This window comes from Aestuariibaculum sp. M13, assembly GCF_024723255.1.
GTDB lineage: Bacteria > Bacteroidota > Bacteroidia > Flavobacteriales > Flavobacteriaceae > Aestuariibaculum > Aestuariibaculum lutulentum.
The window spans coordinates 247,617-265,955 of sequence record NZ_JANIAC010000001.1 but is presented as its reverse complement, the minus strand read 5'-3'; the positions used below and the strand labels follow the sequence as shown (position 1 = coordinate 265,955).

The window sequence follows — 18,339 nt, the reverse complement described above, 5'->3', positions numbered from 1 at the left end:
AAAAATAGTTAGTTTTGCTGAACTATTTTTATATTTAACATAATCACAATATTTGTGCCAAAATACTAATATGAGTAAAAAACTTACCAGTAGATCAGAAGATTATTCAAAATGGTACAACGAACTTGTTGTAAAGGCTGAATTAGCGGAGAATTCAGCAGTTAGAGGATGTATGGTTATTAAGCCATACGGATATGCCATTTGGGAAAAAATGCAGGCGGAATTAGACCGAATGTTTAAAGAAACCGGTCATCAAAATGCCTATTTCCCGTTGTTCGTTCCTAAAAGTTTGTTTGAAGCTGAAGAAAAGAATGCTGAGGGATTTGCAAAAGAGTGTGCTGTAGTCACACATTATAGATTACAAAACGACCCTGATAAACCAGGTAAATTGAGAGTTGACCCTGAAGCAAAGTTAGAGGAAGAATTAGTGGTACGCCCAACTTCTGAAGCTATTATTTGGAATACTTATCGAAGCTGGATTCAGTCGTATAGAGATTTACCCATATTAATTAACCAGTGGGCTAATGTGGTGCGTTGGGAAATGCGTACCCGTTTATTTTTACGTACGGCAGAGTTTTTATGGCAGGAAGGACATACAGCGCATGAAACAAAAGCAGAAGCATTAACGGAAGCAAAAACTATGAATAATGTTTATGCAACGTTTGTGGAGAACTTTATGGCTATTCCAGTGGTTCAAGGGGTAAAAACCGAAAGCGAACGTTTTGCTGGGGCAGAGGAGACTTATTGTATTGAAGCTTTAATGCAGGATGGAAAGGCATTACAGGCAGGAACGTCTCACTTCTTAGGTCAGAACTTCGCAAAAGCTTTTGATGTGAAGTACGCGAGCAAAGAAGGTAAACAGGATTATGTTTGGGCAACCTCTTGGGGAGTTTCTACGCGTTTAATGGGAGCTTTAATTATGACACACAGTGATGATAATGGTTTGGTGTTGCCTCCAACATTGGCACCTAACCAGGTTGTTATTGTACCTATTTATAAAAGTGACGAAGATTTAGATAAGATTACTGAAGTAGCCAATACTATAATGAGTAATTTAAGAGCTAAAGGAGTTTCAGTGAAGTTTGATAATAGAACCACACAACGTCCGGGAGCTAAATTTGCACAACACGAATTACAAGGGGTGCCATTACGTATTGCTATTGGTCCAAAAGATTTGGAAAACGGAACGGTGGAGTTAGCTCGTCGTGATACATTAACTAAGTCTGTAGTTGCTATAGATGATTTAACTACGACTGTAGATGATTTGTTAAAGGAGATTCAGGAGACTTTATTTAATAAAGCGTTAGAATTTAGAAATAGTCACATTACAGAGGTGGAAACATTCGAAGAGTTTAAGGATGTTTTAGAAAATAAGACAGGATTTATCTCTGCGCACTGGGATGGCTCAAATGAGACCGAAGAAAAGATAAAAGAGCTTACAAAAGCGACTATTAGATGTATTCCTTTGGAAATGAAAGAAGAAGAAGGTGTATGTGTATATTCTGGTAAGCCTTCTAAAGGTCGGGTATTATTTGCAAAAGCATATTAATTGAAATTTTTTTAAAAAAAGTTTGAAAAGGTATTGCAGCATTCAGAAAAAGGTGTAATTTTGCAACCGCAATCGAGAAAATTGCTAGTTATTTGAAAAGTATCGCAAGTTTGAAGTTGTAAAAATGTTTACGCTTTTTAAGATACCATGGCCCGTTCGTCTATCGGCTAGGACGCCAGGTTTTCATCCTGGTAAGAGGGGTTCGATTCCCCTACGGGCTACTATTTTTCTCGAAAAAAAAGTACATTAATTTATTGAAAAGAAGTTGTGAGTGTAAGAAATAAGTTTTACATTTGCGCTCTCGAAAAACAATAATAATGGCCCGTTCGTCTATCGGCTAGGACGCCAGGTTTTCATCCTGGTAAGAGGGGTTCGATTCCCCTACGGGCTACAATATTTTAATAATATACAAAAGAAAATGGCAAATCATAAGTCAGCATTAAAAAGAATAAGAAGTAACGAAGCTAAGCGTTTAATCAATAAGTATCAGCACAAAACAACTCGTAATGCTATTAAGAAATTACGTGAGTTAACTGATAAAACTGAAGCTGAGGCTTTATTTCCTTCAGTAGTGTCTATGTTAGATAAATTAGCTAAGAAAAACATTATTCACGCTAATAAAGCTGCTAACCTTAAATCTGGTTTAGCTAAGCACGTAGCTGCGCTTTAATAGCTTGATCCCATAATAAATATTTGAAAAAGCTTCTCTTTTCTAGAGGAGCTTTTTTTTTATATCTAACCGAAATTTATTTAGAATTTGGGTTAAAATAAATTGGCAAAATGATTAGAATTTATGCCAAATTTGGTTTTAATGCTCTAAATTTGCAAAACATAAGAAGTTAATTATTCATTTTTATTAATAGTACCCTTTGGAAAATACAGCAGCAATAAAGTTAATTGATAAGATTGTAAGTGATCTGGATCAAACAGGAATCAATACCGATACGTTAATTGATGATATTAAAACATTAAGAGGTTATGCCTTAGAAGAGCAAATTCCTTTAGTTGTAAAAGTATTAAGACTAACTTACGAGCATATTGAGGAAAACGAATCATTCTTAATCCCTATGCCGGAAGATGAAGACGATGAATTTGAAGTAGAAGCTGAAGTAGAGAACGCTCCGGTAGAGAGTTTAAAATACGTGATTTCTTTAATGAGAAATCTAGATAATAAAATTAACATTAACGATTTAAAGACGTACAGAGATTCATTAAACAATTTCTAATTTAAAAGTTCTTTATAAAACATAAAAAAGCCTTTCTGAAAAGAAAGGCTTTTTGTTTATTATCAATTTAAGTTTTTATCCGTTCATTGAGATTAAAAACTCTTCGTTGTTTCTGGTTTGTTTCACACGATCGTTAATGAATTCCATCGCTTCAACAGGGTTCATATCGGCAAGATACTTACGCATTACCCACATACGTTGAATTGTAGCTTCATCTAATAATAAATCGTCGCGACGTGTACTTGAAGAAGTCAGGTCGATAGCAGGGAAAATTCTACGGTTAGCAATTTTTCTATCTAACTGTAGCTCCATGTTACCGGTTCCTTTAAATTCTTCGAAGATAACCTCGTCCATTTTAGAACCTGTTTCTGTTAACGCCGTAGCAATAATGGTTAACGAACCACCATTTTCAATATTTCTGGCTGCACCAAAGAAACGTTTTGGTTTATGTAAAGCGTTAGCATCAACACCACCACTTAATATTTTACCAGAGGCTGGTTGTACGGTATTGTAAGCACGCGCTAAACGCGTAATAGAATCTAAAAGAATTACCACATCATGACCACATTCTACCAAACGCTTTGCTTTTTCAAGAACGATGTCGGCAATTTTTACGTGTTCATGCGCTTCTTTATCAAACGTAGACGAAATAACCTCACCACGTACATTACGTTGCATATCGGTAACCTCCTCAGGACGCTCATCAATAAGTAAAATCATTAAGTATACCTCAGGGTGGTTTGCTGCAATGGCGTTGGCCACATCTTTAAGTAACATGGTTTTACCAGTTTTAGGTTGCGATACAATCATACCACGTTGTCCTTTACCTATAGGCGAGAACAAGTCCATAATTCTGGTAGAAATCGTACTTTGCTTTTCAGCAATATTGAATTTCTCTTTAGGGAATAATGGCGTTAAGTGTTCGAAAGCGACACGGTCTCTTACCACTTCTGGTTTCTGACCATTTATGCGGTTTACTTTAATTAACGGGAAGTACTTTTCACCTTCTTTAGGTGGTCTAACATTTCCTAAAACAGTATCTCCTTTCTTTAACCCGAATAAACGAATTTGCGATTGCGATACGTAAATATCGTCAGGAGACGATAAGTAGTTGTAATCCGATGAACGTAAAAATCCGTACCCATCCTGCATAATATCTAAAACACCCTCACTCTCAATAATAGCATCAAATTCAAAATCAGGTTCGCGGTAACGGTTTCTGTTATCCTTGTTACCGGCATCAACAGTATTCCCGTTGTTTTCTCTGTTTTTTTGATTTTTGTGTTGATTTTGTTTGTGCTGATTGTCCTTTTTCTGGTTTTGCTGTTTATGCTGGTGCTCTTTCTGGCGATCTTGCTGCGGATTATTTGGTTTCGCAGGCTTATCGTTTTTAGCTTCAGGCTTAGCTTCAGCCGGAGCCAGAGCCGGACTCTCGGTTTTTGAAGTTTCAGCCGTAGGTTGCTCAACTTCGGTTTTAGTTTCGTTTTTTACAGGTGCCGGTTTTGGTCGTTGTACACGCTGTCTTGGTTTTTTTACTTCTTTTTTTGGGGCTTCGTTGGTTTTTGGTTCAGCTGTTTCAGAAGAATCAACGACAGCTTTTACTGCTTTTGGGTCGGCAGCCTGATGGTCTAGTATCTGGTATACTAAATCCATTTTTTTTAATGAACGATACTTAGGAATGTTCAATTTTTTAGCAATCTCCTGTAAATCAGAGAGCTTTTTTTCGTTTAATTGAGAAATTTCAAACATTGATGTTTAATATAATACGTTTAAGAATTTTAACTTTTGAGTAATTCTGAAAAAAAAATGATTTTATTCTGAAGAATTAACAACCTGTTAATGCGGCTGTTGAGAATTGTTAATGCAATTATACGACTTTATTTTAATTTTTAGTAGTAAAATTTTAAAAGAAACTATTATTTTTGCCTTCGAGTTTTAAAAAAGCACATGTTACAACGTATACAATCTATATATCTTTTAGCCGCCGCAGGCGTATCTGCAGGGCTAATATTTGTATTCCATTTATGGGTTACAAATAACGATGTTGTGGTGTATGCAAAAGACGATATTAAGTACTTAGCTATGTTTGTAGCTTCGGCAGCTTTATCGTTGGTAACCATATTTAAGTATAAAAACAGGAAGTCTCAATTTATGTTGGGGCGACTTAACATCATATTAAACTTTATTTTACTAGGATTTTTTGTGTATCAATCTCTAAATGTATCTGGAGAAACTAACGTTTCTGAGAAAGGTATTGGGATGCTTCTTCCTATCATTTCTATCGTATTTCTGGCTTTAGCCAATAAGGCCATCAAAAAGGATGAAGATCTCGTAAAATCTGTAGATCGATTGCGTTAAAACCTAACATCTTAGTAGTATTAGTGCGTTAGCCCAAGGTGAAGATCTTGGGCTTTTTTTTTGTTTCTATTTTGGGCGTTACCCTTCGGGTCGGGCTTTACGCGCTACATGGTAGCTTGCTGCAATCCCTAACGCAAAGGTTTCTAATAGCGATTTTCAAACTCAATAACTTCCAGATTATCAATTTTACCGGAATCTATAGTGAAGCGTAACATGGTTCGAACTTTATGAAATCCGTGTTTACCAACTGCTCCGGGATTCATATGCAGCAGATTCAGTTTTTTATCAGGCATCACTTTTAAAATATGTGAATGTCCGCAGATAAACAGTTTTGGCGGATTGGCTTTTATCGCTTCACGAACTCGCATGTTGTAGGCATTGGGGTAACCCCCAATATGCGTAATCCAGACATCGACACCTTCGCACATAAACCTGTTGTTTTCCGGAAACTCAGCTCTTACTTCATGATTATCGATATTACCATATACCCCACGCAACGGTTTTAAGGCTTTTATAGCATCGGTAACTTTAATGTCGCCAATATCACCGGCATGCCAGACCTCGTCTGCTTGCCGAACGTGGTTTAAAATATGCTCGTCTATATAACTGTGTGTGTCTGAAAGTAATAGGATCTTGGTCATGTGCCGAATACTAAATTCGGTGTAAAAATAACAGTTTTAAATTGTTTAAAAGTATTAATGAACGTTAATAAGTTTGTTTTAAGTTGTAGGAAAATTGATAATTGGTTTTGTTTAAAGGAAGTTGGGATTTAACTGGTTCTACTACTAATAAAAGCCATCAGTATTTACCTTCCTATGTTAGACTAGATATGAAGATGAGATATTTTTTTTGTGATTTTAAAATAAATAAACAAGGAAAGTAACTAGTTACTTTCCCTGATGGTATAAACACTCAACTATAATTTAGATACGTTTTTCTTGTCGAAGATGAATCATTATGAAATTCATATTCTTGACTTACAAGCATCTTGTTAAAGAGATTCTCATTAACTGTAACTGGAATTTTTAGGTAAGGGAACTTTATTTGATATGATTTCCCTTTTTTTCCTATCAATTTAATTTTTAAAGGTTTTGTTTCCATAAGTAAAATCTTTTAAAAGGTTAAATCGAAAATCAAGTTATTATTTATTGAGCAAAATTTATTCCAAAATAAAATGAAGTTAACTTGTTTAAAACCAGCAATAAACTCTATCGGTTTTCTGAAAAAATGTCATTTGTTCTGAAAAACTAACATTTAATCTCTTTTCTCATAAAGAAATAATAAGCCAAAGCAAAACAAACAATTGTAACAGAAATCAAACCACTTACTTGAGGCCAAACAATTAAAAGACTATCTCGAATTGGTAATGAATTTGGAATTGCTCCAGCCATTTGTTCCATACTCATAGGGCCCAGACTTCTTACTTTCGGCATTAAAAGTGTTGTAGTAGCATCAGTATATAATTGATTAGGGGCCATATGAAACAACATTTCAATCCATGAATATGGACTGGAAGAAAATATGTTTGATTTTGGAATTATAACTTTAGCAATCATTTTAATGATCATATTGTAGAATATCGTAAAAAATAACCAAAGACCTATTGCGGCTATTGCCGCTGTAGCGGCTTGTTTAAATCTAATTGAAAATATAATAGATAGACTAAACCAGAATTCAACATAAAATACACATATAATAATGTAACTAAGTATTCTTACTACTTCTTCAAACTCAATGGGCACACCTGTTATAAGTAAACCTCCACCAATCATGAGAAGAGATAGGGTTAAAAACATAGTACTTATAAGAATGGTGACACTAATAAACTTGGATAATAATAGGTTATCTCTGTAAATAGGTTGGGCCATTACTCTAATTAGTGTTCCGTTTTGTTGTTCCGAATTGATAGCATTAAATCCTAGGCTTATACCTAATAATGGCCCTAAAAAACTAATAAATACATGAAAAGGAGGCAAACTACCATCGGTTATGGTTAATAGTTTAAGATATATCAATAAATGATCGGGGTCTTTAGTATTAGAAATGGCCGAATTTAAATTGCTTATTGCGACATACATAGACGCAAAGAATGTAAAAACAATAATCATTAGTAAAATAATGAACTGCCAACTTCTAATGTGGTCAGAAATTTCTTTTCTAACCATGGCCCAAATTGGAACACTCTTGTTTAATGATTTACTAAATGAGAAATCAGTATAAGATATTGCCATAATTGTTGTTATACGTTTAAGTGTTGGTTTTCAAAATATTTTTGATAGATATCTTCCAATCCATAGGTTTTTTGATGAACGCCAATAATGTTATAATTCTTTTCAACCATAAACCTTACAATGTTTGGAGTTAAAGTCTTATTACAGTTAATATAAATTTGATTACCTTCTTTGTAGATATGTTCTACTTTTGCTAATTGCTGTAATGCCAGTTCTTCCTCCTGGGTTAATTTTACAGGTTCGCTAAGAGTAATGCTAACTTGATGTGAGGTTTGTGAAAATAGTTGTTCAGATAATTGTTCAATGTTTCCTTGCGCTAATAATTTTCCTTTTACAAAAATCCCTACACGATCGCATATTTTTTGAACCTGATTTAAATGGTGAGATGACAGTAAAACAGTAAGTCCATGCTTGCGACTTAATGTTTTAATTAGTTTTAAGAAGTCTTGAACGCCACTAGGGTCTATTCCAAGTGTGGGTTCATCCATAATGATAACTTCAGGTTCTTTAATTAAAACATCTGCCAGACCCAAACGCTGTTTCATACCTCTTGAATATGCAGCCGTTTTGGTATTAAGAGCATTATCTAAGCCTACAGTTTTCATAGTGTTTATAGCCGATTTCTCGGCTTCCAATCTGGAAAGCCCATTTAATTGCCCTATATAAACTAAATTTTCAAGTCCGGTCATGTGATCATAAAAGCCAACATTGTCCGGCATATAACCTACTTTACTTTTAACATTTATAGGATTGGATATTGAGTTGTGTCCACAAACTTTAGCTATTCCTGATGTAGGTTCAATTAGCCCTAACATCATTAAAATCGTTGTTGTTTTTCCGGCTCCATTAGGTCCGAGTAAACCAAAAATTTCCCCTTTATGAATATCAAGGTCTAAATGATCTACTACATTAATAGAACCATAGCGTTTTGTGAGCCCTTTGAGTTCTATAATTGATGTTTTCATGACGTATTATCTTCTTCCGTATTTGCGAATCAAAACATAAACAACAAGAATAGCTACTAATATGATTATAGCTCCAAGTAATCCAGAAGCCAAGGAAGTCACAACTGATATTCTGAATACAGCTTCATCTTTTGTATTAGTATTTTTTGCCGTAAACGTGGTCATGTAATCGCCAGCAATAGTTTTGTCTGGTACGGTTAAGGTAACTGTTACATTTTCTGTTTCGCCGGGAGAAAGTTTATCAATCTTTGAAGGTTTAAATACCGCACTCCATTTTGGAGGTGTTTTACTATTCAGTTCAATATCGGTTAAACTTAAAGATCCGGTATTTTTAACGGTTAACTGGATTTCTTTTTTTTCTCCTTCAGTTATTTTATCACTCAATCTACCTGTGGAAGTGGTCATTTTCAATTCATAGGCTCCGCTTACAACAGCTTCTAAATTTAAACTTAGAGATTCTTGTGTTGATTTTGCAATTACAGGAACTTCATATTTCTTAGGTTTCGCTTCATACGATGGGTAGAATTCTAAGTTAATTATTTCCTTCTTACCACGATCGACCTTAATGGAAGTGACTTGTTTTCCTTTGGCTTTAAAAATCGCTTTCCAACCTTCAGGAACCTTAGCTGTTAGTTGGTAAATTTGATCTTCAGTTGCGTTATTTTCAAGTGTTGTGGTATAGCGAAATACCTGACCGACCGAAGTTTCTATATTAATTAAATCGGAAGAGAAAGTAGATTTTAAACCATCATCCTTTAATGGCTGTCTTTGGGCATTTAAGTTTGAAAAGATTCCAGAAACAATAAAAAAAAGAAATGTGATTGATGTGTAGAAACACTTAGAAGTGTTTAGTCTAGATAAATAATTGAATAACATAACAAAAACAAAATAATTATTATTAAAAAATGAAATTGATTAATCTATTAATTATAAAATGCTTTATATACAGGCTATTTTTATTTAGTGCATGAAATTAATATTTGACAAAAAAATATAAAAAGGAGGAAATAATTTTGTGAAAATTTTAACAATTATATTTGTGTTTGTTTAATTTGAAAGCAGATTTTTTATTAGATAGTGTAATGTTTTAGGTCTGTTTATACTTTATGATTAAATTAAATTTCCTCAAAAGGATAAATTATGATACAAAGTGACTTTTAGAATTTAAGTTAGTTGCTATTTAACAGAGTTATTGATTATTCATGCATTTTTATTTCATTTTGGAAATCGTGAATGCTTCGCGTTAGGGATAGTAGCGGCTAGCTTTGGCGTATGCCAAACTAATAGCGTATAGCCCGACCCGAAGGGTAACGCCCAAACCCATCTTTTAATATAGAATTAAGACGGTGATTTTCGCCGGAATACCAAAACTGTCTATCTTTGCTATTTCAACAAAAGTAAAATCAATTTGAGGTATTTTATAGAGCTATCGTATAATGGTAGTGCATATCATGGCTGGCAAAACCAGCCAACGGCAATTTCGGTTCAGGAAGTGATTGAGAAGGGCTTAAGTACGCTTTTAAAAACACCTATCGCTATTGTTGGTGCCGGCCGTACTGACACCGGTGTACATGCCACACAGATGTTCGCTCATTTTGATACCGATATTGAAATTGATGAAGCGCATTTAATGTATAAGCTCAATGCGTTTTTGCCCAAAGATGTGGCGATACACGAGATTTTTAAGGTAAAACCCGAGGTTCATGCCCGTTTTGATGCCTTAAGTCGTGCGTATTTGTATCGTATTACATTAAAAAAGAATGTGTTTAATGTCGATGCAGCATATTATATAAAGCAAGAACTAGATGTTGAAAAAATGCAGAAAGCTTGTACCATTTTATTCGACTATAAAGACTTTCAGTGTTTTTCGAAAGTGAATACCGATGTAAAAACGTATAATTGTGATATTATGAAAGCGGAGTGGTTTTTTAAGGATGAAGAGCTTCATTTTGTAATTAAAGCCGACAGGTTTTTGCGAAACATGGTGCGTGCCATTGTTGGAACCATGGTAAACATTGGTTTGGGTAAAATTGCGGTAGACGATTTACATACCATAATAAAATCTAAAGACAGGAGTGAGGCCGGATACTCGGTGCCAGGTCACGCTTTGTATTTAACCGAAGTGGCTTATAATAACGATATAAGACTGTAATGAGTAAAACAAAAGAAAATATATTCGACGTTGTATTGTTTAAACGTCTGTTTCAATACATAAAGCCATATAAGGTAGTCTTTGTGGTACTTATAATTTTAGTTGTATTGCTGGCTGTTTTAAGTGCCGCAACGCCATACATAACTAAATACGCCATAGATAATAGTATAGAGGTTAAAATACCTGAGACATTTCTGTACTATATACTGGCTATGTTTGGGGTGTTAATACTGCAAACCGTGTTTCAGTTGGCCTTTATTTACTATGCGGCCTGGTTGGGACAAAATCTGGTTGAAGATGTGCGTGTGAAGTTATTTAATCACCTGCTAAAATTCAAGATGAAGTATTACGATAATTCATCGGTAGGGGTGTTAATTACCAGAGCAGTAACCGATATGGAACGTATTGCCGATATATTCGGACAGGGACTGTTCATGATTTTTAGGGATTTACTGGCTATGGTGGTTGTGTTTGGGGTAATGGTTTACATCAACTGGCGCTTAAGTTTAATTGTTTTTGTGATGCTTCCTGTGCTTATGTATGCGACACGTATTTTTCAAAAATACATGAAGGTGGCTTTTGAAGAGGTTAGAAATGAAGTATCTAATCTGAATTCATTTGTTCAGGAACGTTTAACCGGAATGAAAATTTTACAACTGTTCACGCGTGAAGATGTAGAGTATAAAAACTTCATGGAAATTAACGAGCGTCACAAAAAGGGCTGGTTAAAAACCGTTTGGTACAACTCGATATTTTTTCCGTTGGCCGATTTGGTGTCTTCGGTGTGTATTGGGGCGGTAGCCTGGTATGGCGGATTAAGCATTGTGTTAGAAAATCATGAAGTATCGCAGGGCGATTTAATTGCGTTTATCATGTTTATCCCGATGCTCTTCAGACCTTTACGTCAGATAGCCGATAAGTTTAACACCCTGCAAATGGGTATGGTGGCTGCAACTCGTGTATTTAAAGTAATAGATACCACTTCGCAAATTGATGATAACGGAACCATAGTAGCGGAGCATTTTAAAGGAGATATTGCATTTAAAAATGTCGTGTTTAGTTATGTTGATGACGAAGAAGTATTGAAAGGCATTTCATTTGATGTGAAAGCAGGTGAAACCATCGCTATTGTTGGAGCAACCGGAGCAGGTAAGTCAACCATCATTAATTTATTGAATCGTTTTTATGAAATTAAAGACGGATTGATTGCCATTGATGGCGTAGATATTAAAGAGGTGACTTTAGCCTCGTTACGTACGCAAATAGCTGTTGTATTGCAGGATGTGTTTTTATTTGCCGATACGATTTTAAATAATATTACTTTAAATAATCCGGAAATTACTGAAGCTCAGGTTGAAGCGGCGGCTAAGGAAATTGGGGTTCATGATTTTATAACCAGTTTACCGGGCGGGTATCATTATAATGTGAAAGAACGCGGGGTGATGTTATCTTCTGGGCAACGTCAGTTAATTTCGTTTTTAAGAGCTTATGTAACCAATCCGAGTATTTTAGTGTTAGATGAAGCTACGTCTTCGGTAGATTCGTATTCAGAGCAATTGATTCAAAATGCGACGGATAAAATAACCAAAGGCAGAACCTCGATTGTTATTGCACACCGTTTAGCTACCATTAAGAAAGCTGATAAAATTTTAGTGATGGATGCCGGTGAAATTGTAGAACAGGGTACACACGACGAATTGCTTCAAAAAGCAAACGGGTATTACAAAAACTTATATGAAGTTCAGTTTTTAAAAGAGGAAGTGGTTTAAGCTAAATCTTCTTTAATAAGTGATTTCAGGGTTTCAGTATTATCGAAAACAATAAATTCGCCATCTTTAAAATAGGAGATTTGTCCGGTTTCTTCACTAACAACTAAAGCCAGTGCATCGGTTCTTTCAGTAACACCAATGGCAGCGCGGTGACGTAAACCAAATCGTTTTGGAACCGTTTTTTCATTGTTTAAAGGTAGAATGACACGGGTGGCTTTTACGATGTTGTTACTTACAATAATGGCACCATCGTGTAACGGACTGTTCTTGAAAAAGATACTTTCAATAATTGGCTGAGTCACTTTTATATTCATTTCATCGCCCGTAGAACTCAAAAAATCTAGATTGTTGTTGCGTTCAAAAACAATTAAAGCTCCGGTACGCGATTGCCCCATTTTAGTACAGGCCGATAAAATAGCATCGACATTGGTTTCATCGATAGATTCGGTTTTTAAAAAGCTAAATTGCTTAAAAAAGCTACGACGACGTTTAAAATTTGTTGATCCTACCATAAGCAGAAACTTTCTGATTTCAGGTTGAAAGACAACAATAAGAGCAATAATCCCCACTTTCATAAATCCTCCAAAAATTCCGGAGAGCAATTCCATGTTAAGGAATTCGGTAAGGCGCCATACCAGATAAGTAATGATGATTCCAATAAAAATGTTGATGGCAACAGTACCTTTAATAAGTTTATAAACATAATAGAGTAACAGGGCCACTAAAAACACGTCTATAATGTCGACAATAGAAAATTTTAGAAGGTCATTAAATATATCCAAGGCGAATGGGTTTTGGTAAATTTAGTAAAATAAGATTAATTATTTAAGGCTTCCATTAGCTTAACACATTCCATGGCTTCCTTAACATCATGAACACGTAAAATGGCAGCGCCTTTTTGGAGCGCAATGGTATTTAATACACTCGTACCGTTAAGGGCTTCCTGAGGATTAGTCTCTAAATATTTGTAAATCATCGATTTTCTGGATACACCTACAAGTAAGGCTTTATCGAGCATTTTAAAAAGCTCCAGATGTTTCATTAACTCATAATTCTGCTCCAGGGTTTTCGAAAATCCGAAACCTGGATCTACAATAACATCTATAATCCCTAAAGCTCTGGCAGCTGCAATGCGTTCGGAGAAATAGAATAAAATATCTTTTGTTAGATTATCGTATTTGGTAAATTGCTGCATGGTTTGTGGTGTGCCACGCATGTGCATCATAATATACGGAACATGCAAGTTGGCAACCGTAGGCAGCATGTTTTCATCAAGCAGTCCTGCTGAAATATCATTGATTATGGCTGCACCAGATTCAATGGCTTGTTTGGCAACAGCACTTCTAAACGTATCTACTGAGATTAAAGTTTCAGGGAAAGATTTCAGAATTAAATCGATAATCGGGGTGATGCGTTGCAGTTCTTCAGTTTCAGAAACAAAAGCTGCATTAGGACGAGAACTGTAAGCGCCAACATCAATGAATGTTGCGCCTTCATTAAGCATGGTTTCCACATGATTTAAGATGTCGGCTTCATTTTTATGTTTTCCGCCATCATAGAAAGAATCAGGGGTGATGTTTAAAATTCCCATCACTTTTGGCGTTGATAAATCGATGAGTTCTCCTTTGCAGTTTATGGTCATAATGGTGTTCTAAATCTTAAAATGTGACGCATTTTAATAAAATGGTCTTGTATTCAGTAATCGAATAAGCCGTGTAAAATTAAAGAATTACAAGTAGGTATTCATTATAAAATAAATATTAAATAAACTTTAAGGCTCTTGCTTTTGAACTTTAAACAATTTAAGCGAAATTTACCCAAAATTCAATTTTATACATGCAAGATACTTCAAAGCAATACGATGCTGTTATAGATACCTGTAAAAGTTTATTTATCAAGAAAATGTCTGATTATGGTTGTGCATGGCGCATTATGCGTTTACCGTCTTTAACCGATCAGATTTTTATTAAAGCCCAGCGCATTCGCAGTCTTCAGGAGAACGACGTGCGTAAAGTAGACGAGGGAGAAGTAAGCGAATTTATTGGGATTATAAATTACTGCATTATGGCTTTGATACAGATTGAAAAAGGTATTGCCGATCAGCCGGACTTATCGACCGAGGAAGTTACTGAACTTTATGAAAAGCAAGTAGCTATCACTAAAAAGTTGATGGAAGATAAAAACCATGACTACGGTGAGGCCTGGCGAGATATGCGTGTAAGCAGTTTAACCGATTTAATTCTGCAAAAATTATTGCGAGTTAAACAGATTGAAAACAATGCTGGAAAAACCTTGGTTAGTGAAGGTATTGATGCCAACTATCAGGACATGATTAATTATGCCGTATTTGCCCTAATTCACTTAAACGCTTAATATGAAAATTTTAGTTGCCCTATGCCGCATATTTGTTGGTGTATTATTTATAATTTCCGGATTAATAAAGCTTAACGACCCACTTGGGTTTTCCTATAAATTACAGGAATATTTCAGTCAAGATGTTTTAAACGTTCCCTTTTTAGAGCCATATGCCTTAATGATTTCCATTTTTGTTGTGGTATTTGAGGTGATTTTGGGCGTATTTTTACTGATTGGTTACAAACCTAAATTTACGGTTTGGAGTTTATTAGGCATGATTGTGTTCTTTACCTTTTTAACCTTTTATTCGGCGTATTTCGATAAGGTTAAAGATTGTGGATGTTTTGGCGATGCTTTAAAACTAACCCCTTGGGAGAGTTTTACTAAAGATGTCATTCTGTTAGTGTTCATTTTAATATTATTCATTGGAAAAAAATACATTACACCGGTATTCACCCAATTACCAACAACCATTTTAGCAATGTTGAGCTTTATTTTCTGCTTATGGTTAGGATTTCATGTATTAATGCATTTGCCGGTAGTAGATTTCAGAGCGTATAAAATAGGAGCGAATATAGAAGAAGGGATGTCTACTCCAGATGACGCACCAAAACCTGTTATAGAATATAGCTGGAAATTTAACGTAAATGGTAAAGAGGAAGTGATTAAAACTTTAGGAGATTACCCTTCTGTTGATGGTAATTTTGTAAGTGTAGATACTGAAGTTATCGATGAAGGTTATCAACCTCCGATTTATGATTTTTCCATAGAAAATTCAAATGGAGATGATTTAACCGAATACTTTTTACATGAAGATAATGTAATTGTTATTGTATCATACAGTCTGGAGAAGATAGAGAAAGAAGGCGCAGAAAAGCTTAAAATATTTTCAGAACGAGCAAAAGGTTTAGGCTATATGGTTATTGGTTTAACAGCTTCAGGTGATGATGCTAAACAAAAAATCAATGCAACTTATGGTTTAGATTTTGAATGGTATTTATGCGATGAAAAAGCTTTAAAAACTGTAGTTCGTGCTAATCCGGGTATTATTGAAATGGATCAGGGAACCATTCAGCAGAAAGTGCACTGGAATGATATTGAAACTTTACAATTACCGAAGGTTGAGAGAAAACCTGAAGCAGTAAAAGATGATGGAACTCTATATTTGATTGATGATGAAATTTCAACAGAAGAGGCTTTGGAAGCGTTAGATGAAGAAACAATAGAATCTCTGCACGTTTTAAAGGAAGTAAAGGAAGGGAATGAGTTAGATTCTATCAATAAAGTCAATAAAACAAATTATACGTCGTTAGTAAAAGCGGTATTAAAACAAGAATAACCTGATTAGCTACTTATTAAATAAAATTACTTATGCTTTCCTCACGTTGTTTGGGGTAGTTACTGTTATATTCTTTTTATTTAATGTGCTTCCCGGAGATCCGGCACAGATGATGCTGGGACAAAATGAAGACAGTAATCAGTTGGCTATTGTTAAACAGAAATACGGATTCGATAAGCCGGTAAGTACCCAGTATTTTTATTATCTGAATGATTTATCACCTTTATCGTTTCATTCTACAAATCCCGAAGATTACACGTATTTACAGTCTGACAAATACAGGGCGGTCAAATTGTTTACAATAGGAAAAACTACAACGGTATTAAAATTTCCATATTTACGCGAATCGTTTACCAAACAAGGTAAGAAAGTTACTCAGGTATTAGGTGAAACCTTACCAAATACCTTTGTGTTGGCTATATCCTCAATAGTTATTGCTATGCTGTTTGGCATTTTATTGGGTATCGTTTCAGCCTTATACAAAGACACCTGGTTAGATAAAACCATACAGATTTTCAGTACGTTTGGTATGAGTGTTCCGTCGTTTTTTAGTGCTATTTTATTTGCCTGGTTTTTCGGTTATGTTCTTCATGAATACACCAATTTAGAAATGACAGGGAGTTTATATGAACTGGACGATTTTGGTGAAGCCATGCATATTAAATGGAAAAATTTAATTCTACCTGCAATTGTCTTAGGGATTCGCCCATTGGCTGTAGTTATTCAGTTGATGCGTAATTCGTTGCTGGAAGTTTTTAATCAGGATTACATTCGTACAGCAAGAGCTAAAGGCTTAAGCGAATTTCAAATTATTAGGCGTCACGCTGTGAAAAATGCATTGAATCCGGTGGTGACAGCCATTTCGGGTTGGTTTGCCTCTATGTTGGCTGGAGCGGTTTTCGTAGAGTATATTTTTGGTTGGAATGGTTTAGGAAAGGAAATTGTAAATGCTTTAAATACATTAGATTTACCTGTAATTATGGGTGCGGTGTTAATAATAGCATTACTCTTTATAATTATTAATATTTTTGTAGATATAGTTTACGTTTGGTTAGACCCTAAAGTAAAACTACAGTAAATTTGCATTTAAAAATTAGCTAGAATGAGATTATTAGTATTGAGTATTGTTTTTTGTTTCAGTATGTTGAGTTGTGTAGCACAGGATCATCCAGCTAAATTTTCAAAAGAAGCATTAAACGATACTTTTGAGACCCTAAATGGTGAAACCGTAAAATTTAAAGACATCATAAAGCAATACAAAGGTCAAACCGTGGTTATTGATATTTGGGCGTCCTGGTGCAGCGATTGCATTAAAGGTATGCCAAAAGTACATGACCTTCAGGATCAATTTGGAGAAGTAACCTATTTGTTTTTATCATTAGATAAAACCAAAGAAGCCTGGAAAAAGGGTATTGAAAAGTATGAAGTAAACGGCGAGCATTATTTTATGCAATCGGGGTGGAAGGGACCTTTCGGAACTTTTGTTCAGTTGGATTGGATTCCAAGATATATGGTTGTCGATAAATCAGGAAAAATTAAACTGTTTAAAGCGATTGAAGCCGACGACCAGCGCATTAAAGAAATTTTATAACTAACAACTAAAATAAAAATCCCTTAAACTAAAAAGGGTAACAGTAACATGAGAGCACAAATTGTAGCAGGAAACTGGAAGATGAATAACGATTTAAGTGAAACCGAATCGTTAATTGCAAGTTTAAAAGGACAAACAAAAACGTCGAATGCAGAAGTTATGGTAGCGCCAACGGCAACCAACTTATATTCGGCATATAACAGCTTAAAAGGTTCAGGTATTGAGGTTATCGCTCAAAACATGCACTTTGCTGCAAACGGAGCGTATACAGGAGAAGTAAGTGCTTCGATGCTTAAAAGTGTTGGCGTACAAACCGTTATTTTAGGCCACAGCGAGCGTCGTGAATATTTCAACGAAACTGACGAAATGTTAGCTAAAAAAGTAGATGCCGCTTTAGAAAACCAAATGCGTGTTATTTTTTGTTTTGGCGAAGAGTTAGCCGACAGAAAATCAGGAAACCACGAAAATGTAGTTGAAAGTCAAATTAAAAACGCCTTATTTCATTTAGAGGCTGATGCTTTCAAAAGTATTGTTTTAGCTTATGAGCCAGTATGGGCTATTGGTACTGGAGAAACGGCAAGCCCTGAGCAGGCGCAGGATATGCACGCTTTCATCAGAAAAACTTTAGCTGATAACTATGGTGCAGACGTGGCAAATTCGGTGTCTATACTTTATGGAGGCAGCGTAAAACCTAACAATGCGGTAGAGATTTTCTCTAAACCAGACGTTGACGGCGGATTAATTGGTGGCGCTTCGTTAAACGCCGAAGATTTTTTTGCTATCGTAAACGCATTTTAATATAAA

18 protein-coding genes and 2 tRNA genes are annotated in these 18,339 nt (G+C 35.2%); 13 read left to right on the top strand and 7 right to left on the bottom strand.

The features are described 5' to 3' along the window. The first annotated feature begins 70 nt into the window (after positions 1-70). The 5 genes from proS to NO995_RS01110 all read left to right on the top strand — a co-directional run bounded on the left by proS (position 71) and on the right by NO995_RS01110 (position 2,775). A complete protein-coding gene (proS, locus tag NO995_RS01130) occupies positions 71-1,549 on the top strand; it encodes a proline--tRNA ligase (protein WP_258225939.1) in 1,479 nt (492 codons plus the stop codon). A gap of 149 nt (positions 1,550-1,698) precedes the next feature. Next, positions 1,699-1,770: transfer RNA gene (locus NO995_RS01125), tRNA-Glu, on the top strand. A gap of 98 nt (positions 1,771-1,868) precedes the next feature. Beyond that, a tRNA-Glu gene (locus NO995_RS01120) sits at positions 1,869-1,940 on the top strand. Between the two features lie 27 nt (positions 1,941-1,967). Beyond that, positions 1,968-2,219, top strand: a complete 252-nt coding sequence (gene rpsT, locus NO995_RS01115; protein ID WP_240571332.1) for a 30S ribosomal protein S20 — start codon at positions 1,968-1,970, stop codon at positions 2,217-2,219. A gap of 199 nt (positions 2,220-2,418) precedes the next feature. Then, complete coding sequence (locus tag NO995_RS01110) at positions 2,419-2,775, top strand: hypothetical protein (RefSeq protein WP_240571330.1); 357 nt, start codon at positions 2,419-2,421, stop codon at positions 2,773-2,775. A gap of 75 nt (positions 2,776-2,850) precedes the next feature. Here NO995_RS01110 and rho read toward each other — a convergent pair whose 3' ends face one another. Next, positions 2,851-4,524: a transcription termination factor Rho gene (gene rho, locus NO995_RS01105; protein ID WP_258225938.1), complete on the bottom strand. Its 1,674-nt coding sequence runs from the start codon at positions 4,522-4,524 to the stop codon at positions 2,851-2,853. A 198-nt stretch (positions 4,525-4,722) separates the two neighbouring features. Here rho and NO995_RS01100 point away from each other — a divergent pair, with 198 nt between their 5' ends. After that, the gene (locus NO995_RS01100) at positions 4,723-5,133 is read left to right on the top strand and encodes a DUF4293 domain-containing protein (protein WP_258225937.1); all 411 of its coding nucleotides are present in this window, start codon (positions 4,723-4,725) and stop codon (positions 5,131-5,133) included. A gap of 143 nt (positions 5,134-5,276) precedes the next feature. On the opposite strand, the gene NO995_RS01095 is transcribed toward NO995_RS01100, so the two are convergent. The 4 genes from NO995_RS01095 to NO995_RS01080 all read right to left on the bottom strand — a co-directional run bounded on the left by NO995_RS01095 (position 5,277) and on the right by NO995_RS01080 (position 9,205). Beyond that, positions 5,277-5,774, bottom strand: coding sequence for a metallophosphoesterase (locus tag NO995_RS01095; RefSeq protein ID WP_258225936.1), 498 nt, complete (start codon positions 5,772-5,774; stop codon positions 5,277-5,279). A 606-nt stretch (positions 5,775-6,380) separates the two neighbouring features. Continuing rightward, on the bottom strand, positions 6,381-7,364 hold the full coding sequence (locus NO995_RS01090; protein ID WP_258225935.1) for an ABC transporter permease: 984 nt from the start codon (positions 7,362-7,364) through the stop codon (positions 6,381-6,383). Between the two features lie 8 nt (positions 7,365-7,372). Next, the gene (locus tag NO995_RS01085; RefSeq protein ID WP_258225934.1) at positions 7,373-8,329 is read right to left on the bottom strand and encodes an ABC transporter ATP-binding protein; all 957 of its coding nucleotides are present in this window, start codon (positions 8,327-8,329) and stop codon (positions 7,373-7,375) included. Positions 8,330-8,335: 6 nt separating this feature from the next. Beyond that, the gene (locus NO995_RS01080) at positions 8,336-9,205 is read right to left on the bottom strand and encodes an NEW3 domain-containing protein (protein ID WP_258225933.1); all 870 of its coding nucleotides are present in this window, start codon (positions 9,203-9,205) and stop codon (positions 8,336-8,338) included. 532 nt (positions 9,206-9,737) lie between these two features. On the opposite strand from NO995_RS01080, the gene truA reads away from it, so the two are divergent. After that, positions 9,738-10,481 carry a tRNA pseudouridine(38-40) synthase TruA gene (gene truA, locus NO995_RS01075; RefSeq protein ID WP_258225932.1) on the top strand — a complete coding sequence of 248 codons (744 nt, stop codon included), beginning with the start codon at positions 9,738-9,740 and terminating at the stop codon, positions 10,479-10,481. Beyond that, complete coding sequence (locus NO995_RS01070; protein ID WP_258225931.1) at positions 10,481-12,250, top strand: ABC transporter ATP-binding protein; 1,770 nt, start codon at positions 10,481-10,483, stop codon at positions 12,248-12,250. Before truA ends, NO995_RS01070 begins: the two co-directional genes overlap by 1 nt. Here NO995_RS01070 and NO995_RS01065 read toward each other — a convergent pair. Together NO995_RS01065 and folP are read right to left on the bottom strand one after the other, a co-directional pair. Further along, entirely contained in the window at positions 12,247-13,032 is a 786-nt protein-coding gene (locus NO995_RS01065) for a diadenylate cyclase (protein WP_258225930.1), read from the bottom strand. The genes NO995_RS01070 and NO995_RS01065 overlap by 4 nt on opposite strands. Before the next feature lie 35 nt (positions 13,033-13,067). After that, positions 13,068-13,892: a dihydropteroate synthase gene (gene folP, locus NO995_RS01060; RefSeq protein WP_258225929.1), complete on the bottom strand. Its 825-nt coding sequence runs from the start codon at positions 13,890-13,892 to the stop codon at positions 13,068-13,070. A gap of 194 nt (positions 13,893-14,086) precedes the next feature. On the opposite strand from folP, the gene NO995_RS01055 reads away from it, so the two are divergent. From NO995_RS01055 to tpiA, 5 genes are read left to right on the top strand one after another with little or no spacing between them, the layout of a single operon-like run. Next, positions 14,087-14,623, top strand: a complete 537-nt coding sequence (locus NO995_RS01055; RefSeq protein ID WP_188215196.1) for a DUF1599 domain-containing protein — start codon at positions 14,087-14,089, stop codon at positions 14,621-14,623. 1 nt (position 14,624) lies between these two features. Next, entirely contained in the window at positions 14,625-15,944 is a 1,320-nt protein-coding gene (locus NO995_RS01050; protein WP_258225928.1) for a BT_3928 family protein, read from the top strand. A 1-nt stretch (position 15,945) separates the two neighbouring features. Then, positions 15,946-17,022 (top strand): ABC transporter permease, encoded by a 1,077-nt coding sequence (locus NO995_RS01045; RefSeq protein WP_258226883.1) that lies wholly within the window; start codon positions 15,946-15,948, stop codon positions 17,020-17,022. A 24-nt stretch (positions 17,023-17,046) separates the two neighbouring features. Continuing rightward, positions 17,047-17,535 carry a TlpA disulfide reductase family protein gene (locus NO995_RS01040; protein WP_258225927.1) on the top strand — a complete coding sequence of 163 codons (489 nt, stop codon included), beginning with the start codon at positions 17,047-17,049 and terminating at the stop codon, positions 17,533-17,535. Positions 17,536-17,583: 48 nt separating this feature from the next. Beyond that, positions 17,584-18,333 (top strand): triose-phosphate isomerase, encoded by a 750-nt coding sequence (gene tpiA, locus NO995_RS01035; RefSeq protein WP_258225926.1) that lies wholly within the window; start codon positions 17,584-17,586, stop codon positions 18,331-18,333. Positions 18,334-18,339 lie beyond the last annotated feature (6 nt).

Coding starts and splice junctions, on each gene's coding strand:
- proS (WP_258225939.1), top strand. CDS start 71: ATGAGTAAAAAACTTACCAGTAGATCAGAAGATTATTCAAAATGGTAC.
- rpsT (WP_240571332.1), top strand. CDS start 1,968: ATGGCAAATCATAAGTCAGCATTAAAAAGAATAAGAAGTAACGAAGCT.
- rho (WP_258225938.1), bottom strand. CDS start 4,524: ATGTTTGAAATTTCTCAATTAAACGAAAAAAAGCTCTCTGATTTACAG.
- NO995_RS01100 (WP_258225937.1), top strand. CDS start 4,723: ATGTTACAACGTATACAATCTATATATCTTTTAGCCGCCGCAGGCGTA.
- NO995_RS01095 (WP_258225936.1), bottom strand. CDS start 5,774: ATGACCAAGATCCTATTACTTTCAGACACACACAGTTATATAGACGAG.
- NO995_RS01090 (WP_258225935.1), bottom strand. CDS start 7,364: ATGGCAATATCTTATACTGATTTCTCATTTAGTAAATCATTAAACAAG.
- NO995_RS01085 (WP_258225934.1), bottom strand. CDS start 8,329: ATGAAAACATCAATTATAGAACTCAAAGGGCTCACAAAACGCTATGGT.
- NO995_RS01080 (WP_258225933.1), bottom strand. CDS start 9,205: ATGTTATTCAATTATTTATCTAGACTAAACACTTCTAAGTGTTTCTAC.
- NO995_RS01070 (WP_258225931.1), top strand. CDS start 10,481: ATGAGTAAAACAAAAGAAAATATATTCGACGTTGTATTGTTTAAACGT.
- folP (WP_258225929.1), bottom strand. CDS start 13,892: ATGACCATAAACTGCAAAGGAGAACTCATCGATTTATCAACGCCAAAA.
- NO995_RS01055 (WP_188215196.1), top strand. CDS start 14,087: ATGCAAGATACTTCAAAGCAATACGATGCTGTTATAGATACCTGTAAA.
- NO995_RS01050 (WP_258225928.1), top strand. CDS start 14,625: ATGAAAATTTTAGTTGCCCTATGCCGCATATTTGTTGGTGTATTATTT.
- NO995_RS01040 (WP_258225927.1), top strand. CDS start 17,047: ATGAGATTATTAGTATTGAGTATTGTTTTTTGTTTCAGTATGTTGAGT.
- tpiA (WP_258225926.1), top strand. CDS start 17,584: ATGAGAGCACAAATTGTAGCAGGAAACTGGAAGATGAATAACGATTTA.